The following is a 19,867-nucleotide window of genomic DNA, read 5'->3' on the forward strand; positions in this document are numbered from 1 at the left end:
CATTTTATTGACAAAAAGAAAACATTCGCATCACTTTCCGATTACTTTTGTGCGAACCATCTAGAAATGAACAATTATGCCGCGTCAATTTTTTTTATTTTTTTTACTTTTTGCCACTGCTTGCTCTCAATCTTCCGATGCTTTCCTGAAAAAAGGTAAAGATTTAATGCGGGAAGGAAAAACCCGTGAAGCCATCGAATTCATCAATAAAGCCATCGAAAAAAATACATCCAATGCTGAAGCTTTTAATTTGCGGGGCGTCGCCTACTACGAATTAAAGGAATATTCAAATGCTATGCTGGACTTTAATCAGGCAATTAAAATATCACCTGACTCCTATCGCCCTTATTTTAATCGTGCGCTGTTACAAAAAAGTGAAAACCGGCTTGACTCTGCATTGGCAGACTACAACAAAGCCGCTATACTTGCGCCGGACACATCCGATGTGTTTCTTAATCGCGGCGAATTGCTGGTGATGCTGGAAAAATTGCCTGATGCAGTTCAGGATTTTGAAAAAGCCACAAAATTGAACGAGAATAACAAGATGGCATGGTATAATCTTGGTAATACCTACTACAGACAAAAAGACTATGTAAAAGCATCTCTGGCATTTCGTCAGACTCTGAAGCTGGATTCTCAATATGGAAAGGCATACTACGGACTTGGGTTATCGCAGTGGTACGAAGGAGAAAAAGACCTGAGCTGCGGAAATTTTAAACAAGCTGTAAATCTTGGCTATTCGGATGCGGCGTCGGCGATAAGCCAATTTTGTCAACAATAAACATTCTCCTATATCAATGAAAGCACTACTAAAAATCACCCTGGGTATAATTTTCATCATATTTTCTTATCTACAAGTCAATGATCCTGATTCAGGAATCTGGATAGGAATATACAGTTTTGCAGCTCTGGGCTGCTACATGAGCTTGCGGGACTTATGGCCTTCCTGGGTTTTCTATGCCTTAGCAGCCGGTTATGTCATAGGCGCCATACTTCAATGGCCACCGGAATTTGAAGGTATATTATTTGATGAAATGCAGATGAGAAGTATGAATATAGAGCTGGCCCGGGAATCTCTTGGACTTGGAATATGTGCGATATCGATGGCCGTATTAGGCAAGTGGGGTTAAGCATTCCAAATCCATTCAATTTCTTTTAAACCAAAGGAACGAACCTGGCTCTCACCATTTAGCCTGATAAGGATTTGCCCGCTTTCGGCAACTCCATGTACTATTCCGCTCACGATTTCCTTATTGTGGCGGAATAGCACAGGAGACTGGTAACCATGCAGATAAGAAAGATATTCTTCACGAATGTTATGATGGTTACGGCTTTGAAGTAACTGTTGATACCGAATATCCAGGAATCTGATTATCCTGTCGAACTCCTCGCTAAGCGATGCCTGCCTGCCAGTAACTTTGGCTAATGAAGAAGTCTTTTCTGATTCGAATACAAGTTGATTGATATTGATCCCTATCCCAACAATGGAATGGGAAATCCTCCCCCCCTGAATAGAATTCTCTATGAGCGTTCCACTTAGCTTTTTACCAGATACATAAATGTCATTCGGCCATTTGATCTTCACCTGATCAGTATGTTGACGGAGCATATCATAAATAGAAAGCGCTACAGCCTGACTAATCAGAAACTGTTGATCAATGGCCACATTCCGTGGTTGTATGATCAGTGAAAACATCAGATTCTGACCAGGTATCGAATGCCAGGTAGTTCCCCGTTGTCCGCGTCCGCCAGTTTGGTTGTCGGCTATGACAACAGTTCCCTCCTCCCCTATACCACCGTGTACTAATTCCGCCGCTATGTCGTTTGTTGAATGACAACTTGGCAGATATATTATCTTTTTGCCAATAATTAGGGTATTATGTATAGAGTTGTACAATTTTTTTGCTTTATTTTAGAGTTTATAGAAATGGGAATCAATTACGCATGAAACAACGCAAAAATAAAGAACTATCATCAAAAGATCTCTCCGAGCTGGTTGCTAAAGGAATGGCGGAAAAGAAAGGGCTTGATATAACAATTCTGGATCTCAGAAATGTCAAAAATTCAATAACTGATTTTTTTGTAATCTGCTCGGGTAACTCCGACACACAGATTGATGCACTTGCCAACTCAATTGAAGACGAAGTGTACAAAGTCTCACAAACGGAACCATGGCAAAAAGAAGGAAAAGCCAATGGGGAATGGATTTTGATAGACTATGTCGATGTGGTAGCACACGTCTTTAATAAAGACCGTCGTCAGCATTATGATCTTGAAGAGCTTTGGGGTGATGCTGTTGTAACGCATTTTGAAGACTCCGTGGCTTAAACTTACAAGGCTGTGAACACTCACCGCTTTGTAAATGTTGTTTAGTATATTTCTCTTAATTAATACACAGAATGTCTGAAAACGATAATAAGCGAGGGCCGCTAGGTCCGAAAAGTCCGCAGAAAGGTTATCAGGGATGGATCATAGCCGCTTTGGTAGCTACTATACTGGGGATTACCTACCTGAACCGGACATCAACGATACGTGAAACAACTCAAAAGCGCTTTGAGAAAATGATGGCCGACAAGGAAGTGGCCCGTGTAACAATTGTTAATGATAAATCAGTTGAGGTGACATTGAAGCCAGATGCACTGAAATCTGACAAATATAAATCCCTCAATAAAGAGAACACCTACTTCGGTGGTGAGTCTATATCCCACTATCAGTTTCAGGTTACATCGGCAGAAACCTTTAAAAAGGATTTTGAAAAAATGCAGGAGAATATTCCTGCAAATGATAAGGCTGAACTCGTAGTAGACACCAGAAATGACTGGACAAGCTTCCTGGGCACTTGGGGTTTCTTTATTATCATGATTCTGGTTATGTACTTCATTCTCGGCAGGATGTCAGGTGGAGTCGGTCCCGGAGGACAGATTTTCAATATTGGTCGTTCACGTGCAACATTATTTGATGCTGAAAACAAGGTAAAAATAACGTTTAATGATGTTGCCGGTCTGGAAGAAGCGAAAGAAGAGATAAAGGAAATTGTAGAGTATCTGCAATTTCCTGACAAATTCAAGAAACTTGGTGCTAAGATTCCAAAAGGAGCTTTACTTGTGGGACCTCCGGGAACTGGTAAAACTTTATTGGCTAAAGCTGTTGCAGGTGAAGCAGGTGTTCCATTCTTTTCTTTGTCAGGATCTGATTTCGTTGAAATGTTCGTAGGTGTGGGTGCTGCACGTGTACGTGACCTTTTCAAACAAGCAAAAGAGAAAGCACCTTGTATCATCTTCATTGATGAGATTGACGCAGTAGGACGCTCACGTGGAAGAGGTGCTATGCCTGGTTCTAACGACGAACGTGAAAATACACTGAACTCCCTTCTTGTTGAGATGGATGGTTTCGCGACTGACTCGGGAATAATTATCGTGGCAGCGACCAACCGTCCGGATGTACTGGATCCTGCATTGCTACGTCCGGGACGTTTTGACCGTCAGATTTCTATTGATAAGCCAGATGTAATTGGTCGTGAGGCAATCTTCAAGGTTCATTTGAAACCATTGAAGTTGTCAAGTGACGTAAATATCCAAAAACTATCTTCTCAAACTCCGGGGTTTGCTGGAGCTGAGATTGCTAACGTTTGTAACGAGGCAGCGCTTATTGCCGCTCGTCGCGACCGCGAGGAAGTAACCATGCAGGATTTCCAGGATGCAATGGACCGGGTAATCGGTGGATTGGAAAAGAAAAATAAACTGATTTCTCCTGAAGAAAAAGAGATCGTTGCTTACCACGAAGCTGGTCACGCTGTAGCAGGCTGGTTCCTGGAACATGCAGATCCTTTGGTGAAAGTTTCTATTGTTCCTCGTGGTGTTGCAGCTTTAGGGTATGCACAATACCTGCCAAGAGAACAGTATCTGTATCGTACAGAGCAATTGTTTGACGAAATGTGTATGACCCTTGGAGGTCGTGCTGCTGAAGATGTAGTTTTCGGTAAAATTTCTACAGGTGCATTAAGCGATTTAGAAAGAGTAACCAAACTCGCTTACAGCATGGTTACGGTATATGGTATGAACGAGCGTATCGGTAACGTCTCTTTCTACGATTCGAAGCAAAGTGATTACGCCTTCACAAAACCATATTCTGAGTCTACATCTCAGGCTATTGATGAAGAAGTAAGAAATCTGATTGATAAAGCCTACCAGTTCGTTAAGCAAATGCTGACTGAAAGAAGAGATAAGCTGGAAGTGCTTGCAAAAGAACTTCTCGAAAAAGAGATCTTATTCCAGGCAGATCTGGAAAAACTGATTGGCAAACGTCCTTTTGATAAGGAAACCAGCTATCAGGCTTATATCAATCGTCGTTCGAATGAAGAAGCAGCTATCCACGAAGAGGTGTTAAAGCACGCTTTGGAGCAAGAGCAGCCAGAAGTAAAACCGTCGGAAGATGAAATGATCGCTGAAAGCAAAGATGCTGCGAAAGAGTAGAATAATTTAAGTTTTAATAGCCGGATAGTTTTCAACTGTCCGGCTATTCTTTTATACTTGGTTTTATATTTCCCCAAACAACAGATCTATGGCCTTCGAAATCACAAGACAAAAATTCGGCGAACTTACAGAATACGTTCTGCAGGAAAGCGAAACAGGTAACCGGTGTGTGATCGCACCGGAACTTGGTGGAATAGTGAGACAGTTATCCCTACGCAAGGATCTGACACTTTTTTCAGTTCTCAAGACCCCTCCTACTCCGCAAAGTTTACACGATGATACAAAAAGCGCCAGTGAATTATTATTCCCATTTGCCAGTCGGATACCGGATGGTCAGTATACATTTTTGGGGAAGACTTATCAGCTTCACAAAAACGAGTCGGGAGAACGAAATGCAATACACGGACTTGTACGTAAACGTCAATTCAAACTCGAAGAGCAGAATGTTTATCCTGACTATGCCAGTATCAAACTTTCTTTTCAACTGGATCAGGAGGAAGGTTACCCTTTTCAGGTAAAGTTTTTTGTTACCTACCAGCTACATGCTGACGGGAAATTTATTGTTAGTTACAATGCTATTAACCTGAGCCAGGAGCCATGCCCGGTCATGTTCGGTTGGCATCCGTATTTTATGCTTGGCAATGAAGATGTTGATGCATGGAAAATAGACATTCCTTCTGAGCGAATTGTTACTTTTGATGATAACATGATCCCGAATGGAACAGCCCCTTTTAATCAGCAATTACCTTTTTTACTACATAAGCATGAGATTGACAGCTGCTTTGTCATTAACGATACCACAGGAAGTGTAGTCACCAGGCTTATATCGGAGAATCAACATGTGACACTACATGTAGAACAAGAAACAGGAGAGGGCAAGTTTAATCACCTGGTATTGTACACACCACCTGCCCGGGATTGCGTAGCTATTGAACCATTAACCGGGAATGTAAATGCTTTTAATAGTGGTGAAGGATTAAATATCCTTGCGAAAGGAGCATCCGTGACCGGTAAAATTACAGTATATCTGACTTAGGATTTTTCTTATACCATTTTGCTTTATCCATCAACAAACCTACTTCAGTAAGGTATTTAAGGTGCTTGAACAGCACCTTACTTTTATGTTCAATACCATCGTGTATGGACATCCCATGCACAAAATAGGGCCATGAGGAATTGGATGCTGCGGGAGGCATTTCTTTCCACTTTTTTAAGAATGGTGTGGCATCAACCATTTCGGGGACGATTTGCCAGGCATTATTCCAGGGTAGACCCAGTGATTTGATAAGTCCCAGGCTTTTGATAAACAAAGTATATATCCCCTTTTCTCTGGCAAGTTTTTCGACCAGTTTCCAGTCAATTACATCTCCCCATTTTGTCATGAATGCTGCGAAATCAGCTATATATTTTAACCGGCTCCACTGTTCCTTACCACCATGATGAACCACCAGAAGTAAAAACTGATACTCGTTGCTGAAAGCATCAATAAAGATATTTTGAATGTGATATTCCTTATGAAACCTCTTCCATTCATCTGATGGGAACTGAAAGTGCAGACGTGGATAGGCTACTTCCCAATGCGCTTCAACGATACTGGATGTGGCAGAAGAAGTATTTTCCAGCGGAATATGATAATCCGTTCTTAGGAAAGCGTCGGTATGTACGGAAGAGTTTAATAAAAATTGGCGATACGGATCAGGATGATATCCTGCCCTCTCCAATAATTTCAAAGCTTTCGGCAAACACCTACGCTCTATCAGTAAGTCAATGTCGCCGAATTCTCTCTTACTCACATTGCCATAGAGCCAATCTGCCCACACACTTCCCTTATAAGCATAGCAAACGACATTATTTTCTTTTAGCACATTACACAGACCTGACAACTCCCTCAAAGCTAATAAGTTGCCAACTGCAATTTGCTGACATTCTTCCGTCAGTTCTTTCTGAAAAGAAACACTGATTTCATTCCGATGAAGATAATCCAGAAACTGCGGCCTCACTCCATGATAGCGTAACATTCTTTTCAGATTCGACTCATCAGGGTTTGTTAACTCTGCTGGTTTGATCTGTAAACAGGCATAAAGTAACAAATTCATTTCATCAGAGAGCTTTACAGGCATCAGGCAGGATTTGTTTGAATGCTTGAAATACTTTCACTTACCCATTTTTGAAGATTGGCAAAACCATCAGGTCTCCGCTTTTTCCACATGCCGGCATGCGTAGCACATTGAAAACTATGTTTAAAATGTGCTTTCAAATACTCGCCTTTTAACAATTGAACAGGTAGCGGAAAATTTTTGATGGTTTCTAACGGTATTGATCTAACTGCAAGAGAAGTTAATACCGGCTGATTTTTTGCTTTGTGAAGAAAATAAATTGATTTCAGTCTTACCGGTTTCTGCAGAAAATGATAAGTGGGATGATAAGAAAATTTATTTACACCTTCACTTACTGGTTGCAATTCATCGCGGTCGTAATTTAATCCGTTCACAGTATTATCCCATATTTTCAATTGAGGATAAGCCGGAACTATATACGGAACTCCATTCGAGTCAAAAGTGATGGCAGTAAGATCGTCGCTCAGCAACTCGCAACCAGCCTTGATAAAAGCAGCAGCTGTTGTAGATTTGCCAGCACCGGGATTTCCCATAAAGCACCATGCTTCGTTGCCTACTTTTACTGCACTTGCATGCAGCAGAAAATAGCCTCTTTGGAATAACACAAGACCTATGGCTTCACTTACAGTAAACAGACTAATAAGATTAGGATCGGGAGAATGTGCGCATACAATCAGTGTATTGCCTTCAATTGCTTCAAAATCTGCTATTTCAGGCCAATGCAAAATCAAATTTCCAGTCTTTCCATATCCGAACATTGCCCTGATACCACGTCGATAAATCGGTGTTTTAAGTAATTTTGGTAATTGGATATTTCCTGCTTTGACAAACAGATCGACAGGAGAAATTTTGTCACCAGCGCTCAATTCAGGCAAACTAATCTCAGAGCATATATTTAATCCAAATGCTTTATAAAAATACATTGAAGAGGGCTATTTTAATGAATTATTCCCATACCCATAAACGTTGGTAGGAAACTGTGTCCGGCCAGTTGCCGATGATGATGGAGCCATTCTTTTCAATCCAGGCATGGGCTTCAAATGCTTTTGCTGCATTTATTTCAACGCCTATTTCAAGGGTTAAAGAAGGAACTTTACGAAGTAAATATTTGGTAGCCAGTGCCCGTGGCAGACATAGTAATTCAACGGGTAAATGATCTGCTGCTGATTTTACTGCCCACACAACCGCATCAATATGCCGTTCCGGAATGTCTTTCTTTTCATCTGTTTTCGCCAACCAATCATAAACTTTTCTGAAAGTGGGAAAGGGTAACAACAGTAAACCTGACTTAATCAGCAGTAAGCTTACAGAAGCTTTGAAAAAAAGTATCTTTTCTTCGTTAGTAAGCTCTTTCCATTTGTTGCGATATGTATGTAGCCGTTTCAAGGGATCAATCCGTTTTCTCAACCAGCCTTTCAGCAATCAGATCATTAAGCAAGTCATTTACATCCGTTTCACAACTGGCCTTATCCACATCATATATATCCAGAACTGCACTACAGAGTTGCTCTTTGGTCTGCGGTCCTTTTTCCAACATATCCCAAACGAGCCCTCCTACCTCATCCAACCCATAGTAAGCACCTTTGCCGTGATTAAGTATTACTGTTTCACCCGCCACTTTGGAGGCAATTTGCTCAGAGGTAAGCCTGTATTTCATAGTACTGAAGTTGCTTTATGGACTATAATGTGTGTCTTATCGTAACAAAGTTAAAATATAATCAGTCGATCTCAAACTTTATACCCTGCGAGAGCGGTAATACTGTGCCATAATTGATGGTATTGGTCTGCCTTCTCATATACACCTTCCATGCGTCTGATCCCGACTCCCGGCCTCCGCCTGTTTCCTTCTCTCCACCAAAAGTACCGCCAATTTCCGCTCCGGATGTACCGATATTCACATTGGCTATGCCACAATCTGATCCGGATACTGACAAATACCGTTCTGCTTCCCTGACATTCAATGTAAAAACAGCAGATGACAAACCTTGCGGTACATTATTTTGCAACGTTATGGCTTCTTCAAAATCCGTATACTGAATCAGATACAGAATGGGCGCAAATGTCTCCTGCTGTACAATAGCGAAATGGTTTTCCACTTCGGCAATACATGGAGTTACGTAACAACCTGATTCAAAACCCTCACCTTCCAGCCTCCCTGGTTCGACCACGAATTTTCCGCCCTGTTCGCTCACTGCCGTCGCGGCAGACAGGTATTGTTCTACCGCTTGCTGGTCGATCAACGGACCCATGTGATTTTTTTCATTCAACGGGTTACCTATATGAAGTTGAGAATAGGCTTTTACCAAAAGTTTTTTTACCTCCTGATAAATATCCTTATGAATGATCAGTCTTCTTGTAGATGTACATCTTTGCCCTGCTGTACCCACTGCCCCAAAAACCACCGCAGGAATGGCCACCTTCAAATCCGCGGAAGGAGTAATAATAATTGCATTATTACCGCCCAGCTCAAGTAAACTTTTTCCTAGTCGCCTCGCTACCGTTTCGGCTACATGTCTGCCCATTCGCGTACTGCCTGTAGCCGATAGCAGCGCAATACGATGATCAGCAGATAGCCATTTTCCTGCACTTACATCACCTGTAAGCAAACAGGAAAGCCCTTCCGGTAAATCATTTGTTTTAAAAATAGTCGATACTATATGCTGACATGCCAGAGCTGTGAGGGGTGTTTTCTCCGATGGCTTCCATACACACACATTTCCGCAAACCAATGCCAGCATCGCATTCCAAGACCATACAGCCACAGGAAAGTTGAATGCTGAAATAATTCCTACAACTCCTAAAGGATGCCATTGTTCGTACATCCGATGGTCAGCACGTTCGCTGTGCATTGTGAGCCCATATAGTTGTCGGGACAATCCTACGGCAAAATCACATATATCAATCATTTCCTGCACCTCACCCAAACCTTCCTGCAAACTCTTGCCCATTTCATAACTGACAAGCGTCCCAAGATTTTGCTTATGCTCTCGTAAACTGTTTCCTATTTGACGCACTATTTCTCCTCTTCGCGGTGCAGGTACGAGCCGCCACTTTTCAAAGGCCGTAACTGCTGAATCTATTAGTTGGTTATAGTCGGATTCGTTGGCGATTGTAATATCGGCTATTTTTTGCCCATCTACCGGCGAGCAGGAAGTTAATATTCCGCCTGATCCATCCCAAAATTTTTGTCCGGTGCTCAATCCCTGATTGAATGAGGCTATTCCCAGTTTCTCAAGAACTAATTTTATATCTGTCATACTTTTAATTATTTGAATTATAGTAGGCTGATCAATCAATCTTTAAAAAACTGACCATTTTGCGTTTTCAGGAAATCAGCCAAAACGATGTCTTCCTGCTTTACGAATCCATGTGACGGAAGGCTACCATCTGCTACCATTTCCACAACAGAAGCGATGGAGGCTGCAGTAGTCCATGATATTGCACGCCAGTGCTGTCCATCTATATTCACAGGATGATAGGCTTTGTAAAACTCCTCTCTTTCCAGCCGTTCGCCTTTCCATCCTTCTACCACTGCATAAACATACACTACGTCCTGTTGCACCGGTGGCTTTGCCTCTGTCAGAATTTTTTCAACCAACTCTCTTTTTTCTTTCAGGATCAATTCATAAAGCAAAAATCGCATCAATTGACAGTGTCCTGGATAACGGATCGTTTTATAGTTTAAAGTATCGAGTTTTCCTTCATAAGTTTCGCACATGGTTCCCAACCCTCCGGATGTACTGAAAGCTTCAAATTCCTGTCCTTCTATATTGATCATTTCAATCCCTTCCAGAGACGGCACCATTTTCCTGACTCCATTGTGAATTACTTCTGAATCGTTGATATATTCATTGACAACCCCGGCCGGAGACCAGGTAAATGAATATCCCATTAATCCATTCGGGTAGCGTGGAAGTGCTCCAACCCGCAGTTCTATATCTCTCAGTTTCGTAAATCTTTTTGCCAGATCTGCACCAACAATGCCTATAAAACCAGGAGCTAATCCACACTGAGGCGCCATTACGCCGCGGCTATCCTTTGCCATCTCTCTTATTGCAGTTGTAGTTGGGACATCTTCTGTAAGATCGAAATAATGAATCCCAGCCTGATAAGCTTGTCTGGCAATCGGTAGATTCAGATTGTACGGCATGCAGGAGACCACAGCATCAAAATCCGTAAAAACACCTTCCAGAAAACCAGGCTGCAAAATGTCTCCTGCCATTACCTGAAATGGCAGCTTTGTATCCGGAAGAACCTTATCAATCCCTGTTACTTCAAACCTTTTACTCAATAGTGTTCCGACAAGTGAACCTACTTTACCTAATCCAATGACGAGAATGTTACGCATATAGTTTATAGATGAATAAGTAAAATTTTTTTTAGGATTGAAGAAAGATAGGAAAAGAATGAACAGTTTTTAAAACTTACCTTTCATTTTTGTAGTCAACTTCACTTTGTTATGCAAATTGTTATTATCGGCGGAGGCGCATCCGGATTTATGGCAGCAATTACTGCTGCTGAAACTTTCCCTGGTTCAAGTATACAGATTCTTGAGAGAAACAAAACTGTTCTCAACAAAGTACGTATATCCGGTGGTGGTCGGTGCAATGTTACACACCGGCCATCTGATCTTCGATTTTTCATTAAAAATTATCCGAGAGGAGAAAAACTTTTGCGTAAACTGTTGTCAAAATTCAGTGCTCAGGATACCGTAAACTGGTTTGAGAACAGGGGTATAACTTTAAAAACAGAGGAAGATGGCAGGATGTTTCCGGCTACCGATTCATCTCATACCATTATAGAATGCCTGACGAGGACGGCGCGGGAACTCGGTATTCAGATCAAGACTTCATCGGGTGTGAAATCCTTTATAAAAAATGAATTGCCCGACCAGGATTTTATTGTCACCATGGAAGATAATAGTATTGTTCATTGCGATCGTCTGCTTATTGCCACAGGAGGGTTTCCCAAGCGCTCCGGCTTTGACTGGATTGAACAACATGAGATCGTATCTCCCAATCCTTCTTTATTTACATTTAACACGCCCGTAAACTATTTATTGCCTTTGGCAGGAGTGTCTGTACAGGATACAATTGTAAAAATTTCGGGAACGAAACATGAGTGGAGAGGACCATTATTGATAACTCATTGGGGATTCAGCGGACCAGCAATCCTCAAATTGTCGGCTTGGGGCGCACGCGATTTGGCAAATAATAATTATGAATTCATTTGTCGTATCAATTGGGTTCCCGAACTGAACGAGCAACAATTAAGGGAATTTCTGATCACTGAAAAGGATAAGACACCCAAGCAGCAAATCAGTAGTCATGCCAAATTTGGCCTCTCGTCCCGACTGTGGAAAGCATTTATGGAGCAAGCAGGAATTCCTGATACCTTGATCTGGCTGGAAGCACCACATAAGTTACTGAATCGTCTGGCAGATATTCTTAGCAACAGTCAATTTGAAGTGAAAGGGAAGACTACTTTCAAAGAAGAATTCGTCACATGCGGTGGGGTTGCACTCTCTGAACTTGATCCCGAAACATTGGAAAGCAAGAAAATACAGGGCTTATTTTTCTCGGGAGAAGTCATTGATGTGGATGGTATTACCGGAGGCTTTAATTTCCAGAACGCCTGGGCCACCGGTTATGTGGTTGGAAAGTCTATCGGCAAAAAGTCTATTGAGCCATAGCATCAAAATAGGTGCGTACTTTCCTGGCACGATCCAGTCCTATTAATGAGGTTAATGTGTCCAATGAACTTTCGCGGATAGCCCTCACTGATCCAAAATGTTTCAGCAATTTGGTGGCAGTTACTTTACCCACGCCATCAACACCTTCGAGTTCACTAACCAGACTTCCCTTACTCCGCTTATCGCGGTGGAAGGTAATGGCAAAACGGTGTGCCTCATCCCTGATCTGCTGAATCAGTTTCAGAGACTCCGATTTTTTATCTATATACAAAGGTAAAGAGTCTTCAGGAAAGTAAATCTCCTCCAGTCGTTTAGCAATACCAATGATTGGAACCTGTCCGTAAATCCCCAGGCCTTTCAGAGCATCACAAGCAGCACTAAGCTGTCCCTTGCCACCATCAATCACGATCAGGTCTGGTAATGGCTGATCTTCCGCGATCAAGCGAAGATATCTTCTTCCTACCACCTCATTCATGGAGGCAAAGTCATTGGGACCTATTACAGTTTTAATATTGAAATGACGGTAATCTTTTTTTGAAGGTTTCCCTTCTTTGAAACAGACCATTGCCGACACTGGATTAGTACCCTGAATATTCGAGTTATCGAAACATTCAATATGCCGCGGCAGTGATTTTAATTGCAGATCTGTTTTAAGCCGGATGAGCACTCTGTCTTTTTTAGAAGTTGTTGCAGAGGCTTCCACTTCACGGCGCTCCGCTTTTTCTCTTCTGAAATACATGACGTTTTTCATAGACATATCCAGCAACTTCTTTTTATCTCCGATCTGAGGCACAATTACCTCCAGCTTCATTTCAAGATCGGGGCGGATATTACAGATCATTTCCCGTGCTTCGCTGCCATATTTTTCCCGCATCTCTACAATCATCATCGCAAGAATCTCTGAATCGCTTTCATCCAGTTTCTTTTTAAGCTCTATGGTTTGTGTGACTACCATATAACCTTGCTTGATCTTCATGAAATTGAGATAGGCCGCCTCTTCATCCGAAACAATTGTGAGTACATCGATATTACCAATCTTAGGATTAATGACCGTGGCCTTACTCTGAAAAACGGAAAGATGCTCAATTTTAGTTTTCCAAGTATGCGCTTGTTCAAACGCCATTTGCTCAGCAGCAGCCAGCATCTTTTCTTTAAAATACTGTTGAGGTAAAGCCAGATTACCTTTCAGTATTTGATGCACCTGTTCAATCTCAAGATTATACTCCTCTTCATCTTGCAATCCTTCACACGGACCTTTACAATTACCTATATGATACTCCAGGCATACCTTAAACTTTCCTGCCTCAACGTTACTTTTTGATAGCGGCAACTGGCAGGAACGAATTGTATATAGCGCCTTAAACATATCAAGCAAAGCATGCATGGAACGTAGTTGAGCAAAAGGACCGTAAAATGTCCCCTTCTTCCTATCCAGATTTCTTGTTACAAAAACGCGTGGAAAACGCTCGTCTGTTACACAAATGAACGGGTAGGTTTTATCGTCCTTTAAAAGAATGTTAAACTTAGGCTGTAATTGTTTGATCAGCTGATTTTCAAGCAATAAGGCATCCCATTCGCTTAAAACAATGGTATATTCAATCCTACGGATCTGACTGACTAACCGTTTCGTTTTACGATCATGTTGATTGGATTTAAGAAAATAGCTGGAGACACGGTTCCGCAGACTCTTTGCTTTACCTACATATATAACTTCTCCTGTTTCATCGAAATATCGATAAACACCAGGATCAAGCGGGATTTTTGAAAGTTCTTCCTTATAATTAAATTCGGGCATTCTGAGAATTCGTGTCGTTAAAGCCGGAATAAATTCCGGACGCTATTTCCGAAAAAACAACCGTACCAGATTAAAAGTTGCCTCCTGAACCAGTTGGTTCGCCTGAAAAAGCGCGGAACTTAAATCCATAGGTGCATTCAGAATGGATGTGGCATAAGTAACTCCTGCTTGTCTCGTCTCTTCTGCCGAAATCTGTAAAGTTCCGCAAACTACAGCAAGAGGGACATTATGTTTGCGACATATATCGGCCAAACCTTTCACAACCTTTCCCTTCAATGTTTGTTGGTCCACTTTACCTTCACCGGTAATGACCAGATCTGATTTCTTTATCATAGAGGCTATATCAGCCTGTTCCATCACAATGCCGACTCCATTTTTAAGAGTAGCATTCAGGAACCACAAGCAACCAGCTCCTAGTCCGCCGGCAGCACCGGATCCCGGGAACTCGCTGACGTCTTTGGCAAATATCTCGCTGGCGATGGTTGTGAAATGTTTAAGCCCGCTATCCAGAAATGCTACCATCTCTTTGTCAGCTCCTTTTTGAGGTCCGTAAATATGGGCTGCTCCATGCTCACCAAACAGCGGATTGGTAACGTCACAAGCAACCGTAACCATAACGGCATGCAGTCCGGAAAAGACTTTGTCAGCATCTATCCGGCTAATCCGATGGAGGTTGCCTCCAATAGGTTCCAGTTCACTTCCGGCATCATCAAAAAAACGGTATCCCAGCGCTGCTGCCATACCAATACCACAATCATTGGTAGCACTTCCACCAATACCCAATATAATCCTGGATACACCGCTCTCCACTGCCAGTCTGACAAGTTGGCCGGTTCCGAATGTGCTTGTCTGGGTCGGGTTGTATTCAGCAGGAGAAAGTAAGTTGAGACCGGAAGCTGCTGCCATCTCTATAAAAGCCGTACTGCCATCAGCCGATATTCCATAATGCGCTTCAATTGTCCGTCCTAACGGATCCTTAACATATGATTTAACCTGTTTTCCGCCAGCCAATCGTGTTAAGATCCGCATCGTTCCTTCTCCTCCGTCTGCAAGTTCTATGGTTATCACCTCAGCTTCCGGATAAGCCAGTTTGATTCCGGCTTCCATGGCTTTGCACACTTCATCAGCTTCCAGTGATCCTCTGAATTTGTCGGGAGCAACGAGTATTCGCATTTCGTTACAGATTAGAACAATACGCCTTCATCTTCTGATCGGGACGGTGGTATATAAGTATCGGTACTATCGGTTGCAGAAACACCACAATCTCTGACATAGTTGTCCGGCTTGTTAAATGGTCCTTTCCGGTACTCAGTCAATGTTGCATCATTGTAAACCTTTTGCATAAAAAGGCCCCAGGCCGGCATAGCCATTCTTCCTCCCTGGCCGAGGGCAATGGTACGAAAGTGAATACTTCTGTCTTCGCCCCCTACCCAGATGCCTGACACCAGGTGCTGGGTCATCCCCATGAACCATCCGTCAGAATAATTAGAAGTTGTTCCTGTTTTTGCAGCAATCTCATTTCCTTCTGTTACACCGTACTGACGCAAACGACCAGCGGTTCCTCCCGGATCTTCTACAGCACCACGCATCAGATACAACATATTATAAGCCATATTTTCACTCAGTTCCTGATTCTGTTTCTGATAGAACTGCTGCAGGATATTACCATGTCTGTCTTCAATACGAAGAATTGTCATAGGTTCTGTACGATGCCCACCATTAGCGAAGGAACAGTAAGCGCCTACCATTTCATATACCGACACATCACTAATTCCAAGACAGAGTGCCGGCTTAGGATCCAATGCACTTGTGATACCCAGTTTGTGCGCATATTCCACCACTGTCTGCGGCCTCACCATTTTCATAATATGGGCACTCACTGTATTGATGGATTTCCCCAATGCCTGTCGCAGTGACAAAGAGCGATACGAGTATTTATTATCCGAATTTTTAGGGGACCACCCCCCAGGAACACCATCCGCCGGGCCAAAATATACCGGAGCGTCCGTCACATGATCACAAGGCGTAAGGAAACTTTTATCCAATCCTGACACATACACAAACGGCTTGAATGTAGAACCAGGCTGACGTTTACCCTGTTTCACATGGTCATATTTGAGGTGCTTGAAGTTGATACCTCCCACCCATGCTTTAATATGACCATTTCTCGGATCCATCGACATCATACCCACGCGAAGAAAACGCTTGTAATATTTAATGGAGTCGATAGGACTCATAGTTATTTCTTTCTCTCCGTCCCATGAAAATACCTTCATCTTGTACGGTGTCCTCATTACCTGCCAGGCTTTTTCTTCCCCCAGATCACGTTTCAATGCAATGAAATGCGGAGACATTCGCACGGCACGGTCTATGAAGCCAGGTATTTCTTTTCCATTTGCATCTATCCATGGATTACGCCCCTTCCAGTGTTCATCAAAAAGTTTCTGCTGTTGCTTCATATGTTCCTGCACAGCTTGCTCCTGATAGCGTTGCATGCGGGAATCAATAGTGGTATATATCTTCAATCCGCTTGTATACAAATCCAGATCCGTATCGTGTTCCTCATTATAAAGCTTCACCCAGCTTTTCAGATAATTACGCATCGACTCTCTGAAATAGGGAGCTAATCCTGTATTATGGCTGTCAACTGTAAAATCCAGATTAAGTGGTTGTCGCTTATATACTTCAAACTTTTCCGGTGACAGATAATCATACTTCATCATCTGGGCCATTACCGTATTACGCCTGTTAAGGGTATTGGTAGGGAAACGCAGTGGATTATATAAAGTAGGATTTTGCAACATTCCAACCAGTACCGCAGATTCAGGCACGTTTAAATCCCAGGCTTCTTTATTAAAATATGTTTTTGCAGCTACTTTAATTCCATACGTATTGTTTCCAAATGATACCGTATTGAGGTACATTTTAAGTATTTCCTGTTTGGTATATTTCCTTTCCAGAATGACCGAAAGTATCCACTCCTTTGTTTTTGAAATTATGGTTCTTACCAGCGGAATATGTCCAAGCACACCTCTGTACTTTTCTGAACGTGTCTGGAAAAGGTTTTTAGCAACCTGTTGGGTAAGTGTACTACCTCCACCTGAACTCGAATTTCCTGACACCACCCCTTTTATAACTCTTAACAAGCTTCGGGGATCAATACCAGAATGATTCACAAACCGGGCATCCTCAGTTGCCACAAGCGCTTCCAGCAAATTAGGAGAAATTTGACCGATTTCAATCGGGGTCCTGTTTTCAAAAAAGTATTTACCTAATGACTTACCATCCTCCGAGATCAGCTCTGATGCAAGTTCACTCTTTGGATTCTCCAAAGTTTTAAGATCGGGCATTCCACCGAACAGCCAAAAAAAGTTAAAGCTTACGGCAACGATATATAAAATGATCAGTCCCAGTCCGAGTCCAACAAATCTCCAAAGGCGGATGATGCTACGACGGTATTTTCCTGGTTGTAATTCAATCATATGATGGGGGTATTATAAATAAAGACAAAGATATAAAAAACGAGAACTATCTCTTTCCGGCAGAAAGTGAGCTCAGTTCCTGCATCTCTTTCAAGCGTGGAAGGTATGCGCTTGAAGGATACAAACTAATAAATTCTGTAATAGATTGTGCGTAAGCTTCTTTTCCCCGCACTTTCCCAATCAGAAACACACGTAGTAATGCAAACTTATCCTCCAGTGAGCTGCCTTTATAGGAAGGCATATTATTTTCAATATTGGTCAGAGCCTGATCATAGTTTCCATTGCTATACATCCTGTATAGCTCCTCATACTCCTTCAACTGACCTTCTGCGGCAGGACTACCACCATTATCCGGGGATCTGCTGATCAAACGAGCATAGGTTGAATTGGGGAATTCGGCAAGTAAACGGTCTTTCCATTTAGGCTTATCCGGATTTTCTTCCGGAATGCTCAGGTACATCAGATAATAGATTTCATCTTTATAACCAGTTTTCGGATAGTCATTTAAAACCCGACTGAAAGTTGAAACGGCGCGTTCATCCTCCCGTAAATCAAAGCGATAGATCTTACCTAACTTATATAGAGCACCCTCTTTTGCTGTATGAGACAAAGCCAGCATTTCTGCAGTCATCGGAACATGGCTTTTTAACTCTTTGTGTTGTGCAGCCCAGGCATCACTACCCTTTTTCATTTCGGTATCTTCTTCCACAGTAACTGAATCGGTTTTCGAAACTGCGATCAGATCCGTAGCTGACTGCATTTGTTTGCCACTTCTTCTCCAATCATCCTCCAGCACCCTGTTGCCCCATACTCTCCGAAAATCTATCTTTCCCTGATTAATCATTGCAGGATCATATAACTCCCATCTTCTCTGACTCAAATCAAGTAACGGCCCGCCTCCAGACTGAGTATTTGTACTTGCTGCTGCCGCCGCTTTCATTTTTCTCTCTTCCTCAATCCTTTTCTTTTCCTTTGCTTCAATGATATCATCGATTTTATTATCCAGCGCGGCAGGATTCATGGAAGCCAATTTCTGCAGGCTATCCTCACTGCTCACAATGGTATATTCATTCACAAAACCGTCTAATGCTCTTTTTCTTTCTGCTACGAGCTTATACTCCGGTGCCTCCTTTGGTAAAATTGCTAGCGCACTATCATAATACATCTTGGACAACTCAAATTTCTCCAGCGATTCATAGTTGATCCTTGCCAACTGAAGAAAAGTGTAAGCTTTCTGGGTTTTATTAGATCCTGTATTAGATGCTGCAGATTTCTGAAGGTATTCTATAGCCTGAGGCAGATTATTTTTATGTTCTGCCAAAAGTCCCATCGTAAAGTACAGCCGATCCAGCAGATCTGAATTTTTTCTGTCGTTCAGCATTTTTTCAAAACCAATAGAAGAAAGGTCTGCTTTCGGATCCAGAATTACTTTATTCTGCAGTGAATTCATAGAAGCATAAAATCCCAGATCGTAATCAGGTTTGTTCCTTGATACAGATCTGTAGTGTTTGTTAGCCAGAGCATATTGTCCCAACTGATCATACATCTGCGCAGCCGCAAAATGCAGACGGGCAGTTTCTATGGATTTTTTCAAAAGAGGAAAAGTCTCCTCCAAAATGGCTACGGAAGTAAGATATTCTCCATTTTGCTGGTGCAGCCAGGCTTTGGTTAAATAAAAATCCTTTGTGGTACTCTTCGTCAATGGCTGCTGGCTCAGGTACTCTGCAACACCCAATGCGTTAGAATAATCCTTTCTCGAAGTATAAGCTTTCATTAACACCACCATCGCATCGTTCTTGTCGTTCTCATCTTTCCCATTGGCGTATACATATCTCAAAGCCTCCAGGCCATCCGCCCACTGGCCCAGATATAACCTGGCCTTCCCCAAAATGACATAGCTGTTGTCCACCCATTTACTGTTCTGATGTTTTTCAGCAACAATAGAGGTCTTCTTAATGGCATTTTCCAGCTGAGGCTTAGCCGGAAGAGCAAGAACTGAATCCAAAGGAATCAGAATGGGGAGTAATTGATTGTAATTTTCTTTATATGCTTTTTTAATAAGGATTTCAGCCTCTTTCAGATCTTGATCTGCCATAAAGTAAGCATTGTATCTGGCAGAAAAGTTATGAGAACCCACTGCTACAGGGCGGGTACTGTATTGTGAACAAGCAGCCAATACAAGTACAAACAACAGATAGCAGATGAATTTACAGGAACCAGATAAAAAATTTCTTAACACAAACAGTAATTTAAGGGATGATTTGATGGGTTTTGCGCAAAACTAAAACGCTTTTTCATACAATTACGTA

17 protein-coding genes are annotated in these 19,867 nt (G+C 42.1%); 6 read left to right on the forward strand and 11 right to left on the reverse strand.

Going from position 1 to position 19,867, the window contains the following annotated elements; genetic code table 11:
- Positions 1-76 precede the first annotated feature (76 nt).
- On the forward strand, positions 77-781 hold the full coding sequence (locus AC1XUE_RS07245; RefSeq protein WP_483355271.1) for a tetratricopeptide repeat protein: 705 nt from the start codon (positions 77-79) through the stop codon (positions 779-781).
- Between the two features lie 16 nt (positions 782-797).
- Entirely contained in the window at positions 798-1,130 is a 333-nt protein-coding gene (locus AC1XUE_RS07250) for a transmembrane 220 family protein (protein ID WP_483355272.1), read from the forward strand.
- Here the strand turns inward: AC1XUE_RS07250 and AC1XUE_RS07255 are convergent.
- On the reverse strand, positions 1,127-1,897 hold the full coding sequence (locus AC1XUE_RS07255; protein WP_483355273.1) for a biotin--[acetyl-CoA-carboxylase] ligase: 771 nt from the start codon (positions 1,895-1,897) through the stop codon (positions 1,127-1,129). The genes AC1XUE_RS07250 and AC1XUE_RS07255 overlap by 4 nt on opposite strands.
- Positions 1,898-1,944: 47 nt before the next feature.
- Between AC1XUE_RS07255 and rsfS the strand changes: the two genes are divergently transcribed.
- The 3 genes from rsfS to AC1XUE_RS07270 all read left to right on the forward strand — a co-directional run bounded on the left by rsfS (position 1,945) and on the right by AC1XUE_RS07270 (position 5,508).
- Positions 1,945-2,328 (forward strand): ribosome silencing factor, encoded by a 384-nt coding sequence (gene rsfS / locus AC1XUE_RS07260; protein ID WP_483355274.1) that lies wholly within the window; start codon positions 1,945-1,947, stop codon positions 2,326-2,328.
- A 71-nt stretch (positions 2,329-2,399) separates the two neighbouring features.
- Positions 2,400-4,472: an ATP-dependent zinc metalloprotease FtsH gene (gene ftsH / locus AC1XUE_RS07265; RefSeq protein ID WP_483355275.1), complete on the forward strand. Its 2,073-nt coding sequence runs from the start codon at positions 2,400-2,402 to the stop codon at positions 4,470-4,472.
- A gap of 88 nt (positions 4,473-4,560) precedes the next feature.
- Positions 4,561-5,508: an aldose epimerase family protein gene (locus AC1XUE_RS07270; protein WP_483355276.1), complete on the forward strand. Its 948-nt coding sequence runs from the start codon at positions 4,561-4,563 to the stop codon at positions 5,506-5,508.
- Here the strand turns inward: AC1XUE_RS07270 and AC1XUE_RS07275 are convergent.
- From AC1XUE_RS07275 to AC1XUE_RS07300, 6 genes are all read right to left on the reverse strand, one after another.
- Positions 5,489-6,592 carry a nucleotidyltransferase domain-containing protein gene (locus tag AC1XUE_RS07275; RefSeq protein WP_483355277.1) on the reverse strand — a complete coding sequence of 368 codons (1,104 nt, stop codon included), beginning with the start codon at positions 6,590-6,592 and terminating at the stop codon, positions 5,489-5,491. The two genes, AC1XUE_RS07270 and AC1XUE_RS07275, sit on opposite strands and share 20 nt — an antisense overlap.
- Positions 6,592-7,512 (reverse strand): serine kinase, encoded by a 921-nt coding sequence (locus AC1XUE_RS07280; protein ID WP_483355278.1) that lies wholly within the window; start codon positions 7,510-7,512, stop codon positions 6,592-6,594. Before AC1XUE_RS07280 ends, AC1XUE_RS07275 begins: the two co-directional genes overlap by 1 nt.
- A 22-nt stretch (positions 7,513-7,534) precedes the next feature.
- Positions 7,535-7,975, reverse strand: coding sequence for a lasso peptide biosynthesis B2 protein (locus AC1XUE_RS07285; protein WP_483355279.1), 441 nt, complete (start codon positions 7,973-7,975; stop codon positions 7,535-7,537).
- A gap of 4 nt (positions 7,976-7,979) precedes the next feature.
- Positions 7,980-8,246 (reverse strand): PqqD family peptide modification chaperone, encoded by a 267-nt coding sequence (locus tag AC1XUE_RS07290; protein ID WP_483355280.1) that lies wholly within the window; start codon positions 8,244-8,246, stop codon positions 7,980-7,982.
- A 61-nt stretch (positions 8,247-8,307) separates the two neighbouring features.
- Positions 8,308-9,846 carry an L-piperidine-6-carboxylate dehydrogenase gene (gene amaB / locus AC1XUE_RS07295; protein WP_483355281.1) on the reverse strand — a complete coding sequence of 513 codons (1,539 nt, stop codon included), beginning with the start codon at positions 9,844-9,846 and terminating at the stop codon, positions 8,308-8,310.
- 35 nt (positions 9,847-9,881) lie between these two features.
- The gene (locus AC1XUE_RS07300; RefSeq protein ID WP_483355282.1) at positions 9,882-10,937 is read right to left on the reverse strand and encodes a saccharopine dehydrogenase family protein; all 1,056 of its coding nucleotides are present in this window, start codon (positions 10,935-10,937) and stop codon (positions 9,882-9,884) included.
- A 111-nt stretch (positions 10,938-11,048) separates the two neighbouring features.
- Here AC1XUE_RS07300 and AC1XUE_RS07305 point away from each other — a divergent pair, with 111 nt between their 5' ends.
- Positions 11,049-12,281, forward strand: coding sequence for a BaiN/RdsA family NAD(P)/FAD-dependent oxidoreductase (locus tag AC1XUE_RS07305; RefSeq protein ID WP_483355283.1), 1,233 nt, complete (start codon positions 11,049-11,051; stop codon positions 12,279-12,281).
- On the opposite strand, the gene uvrC is transcribed toward AC1XUE_RS07305, so the two are convergent.
- From uvrC to porW, 4 genes are read right to left on the reverse strand one after another with little or no spacing between them, the layout of a single operon-like run.
- The gene (uvrC, locus tag AC1XUE_RS07310; RefSeq protein ID WP_483355284.1) at positions 12,268-14,076 is read right to left on the reverse strand and encodes an excinuclease ABC subunit UvrC; all 1,809 of its coding nucleotides are present in this window, start codon (positions 14,074-14,076) and stop codon (positions 12,268-12,270) included. The two genes, AC1XUE_RS07305 and uvrC, sit on opposite strands and share 14 nt — an antisense overlap.
- Before the next feature lie 42 nt (positions 14,077-14,118).
- Entirely contained in the window at positions 14,119-15,249 is a 1,131-nt protein-coding gene (locus AC1XUE_RS07315; protein ID WP_483355285.1) for a glycerate kinase, read from the reverse strand.
- A gap of 11 nt (positions 15,250-15,260) precedes the next feature.
- Positions 15,261-17,558, reverse strand: a complete 2,298-nt coding sequence (locus AC1XUE_RS07320) for a transglycosylase domain-containing protein (RefSeq protein ID WP_483355286.1) — start codon at positions 17,556-17,558, stop codon at positions 15,261-15,263.
- Between the two features lie 46 nt (positions 17,559-17,604).
- Entirely contained in the window at positions 17,605-19,797 is a 2,193-nt protein-coding gene (gene porW / locus AC1XUE_RS07325) for a type IX secretion system periplasmic lipoprotein PorW/SprE (protein WP_483355287.1), read from the reverse strand.
- Between the last annotated feature and the right edge of the window lie 70 nt (positions 19,798-19,867).

Source organism: Dyadobacter sp. HNCC25DJ187 (genome assembly GCF_056895255.1).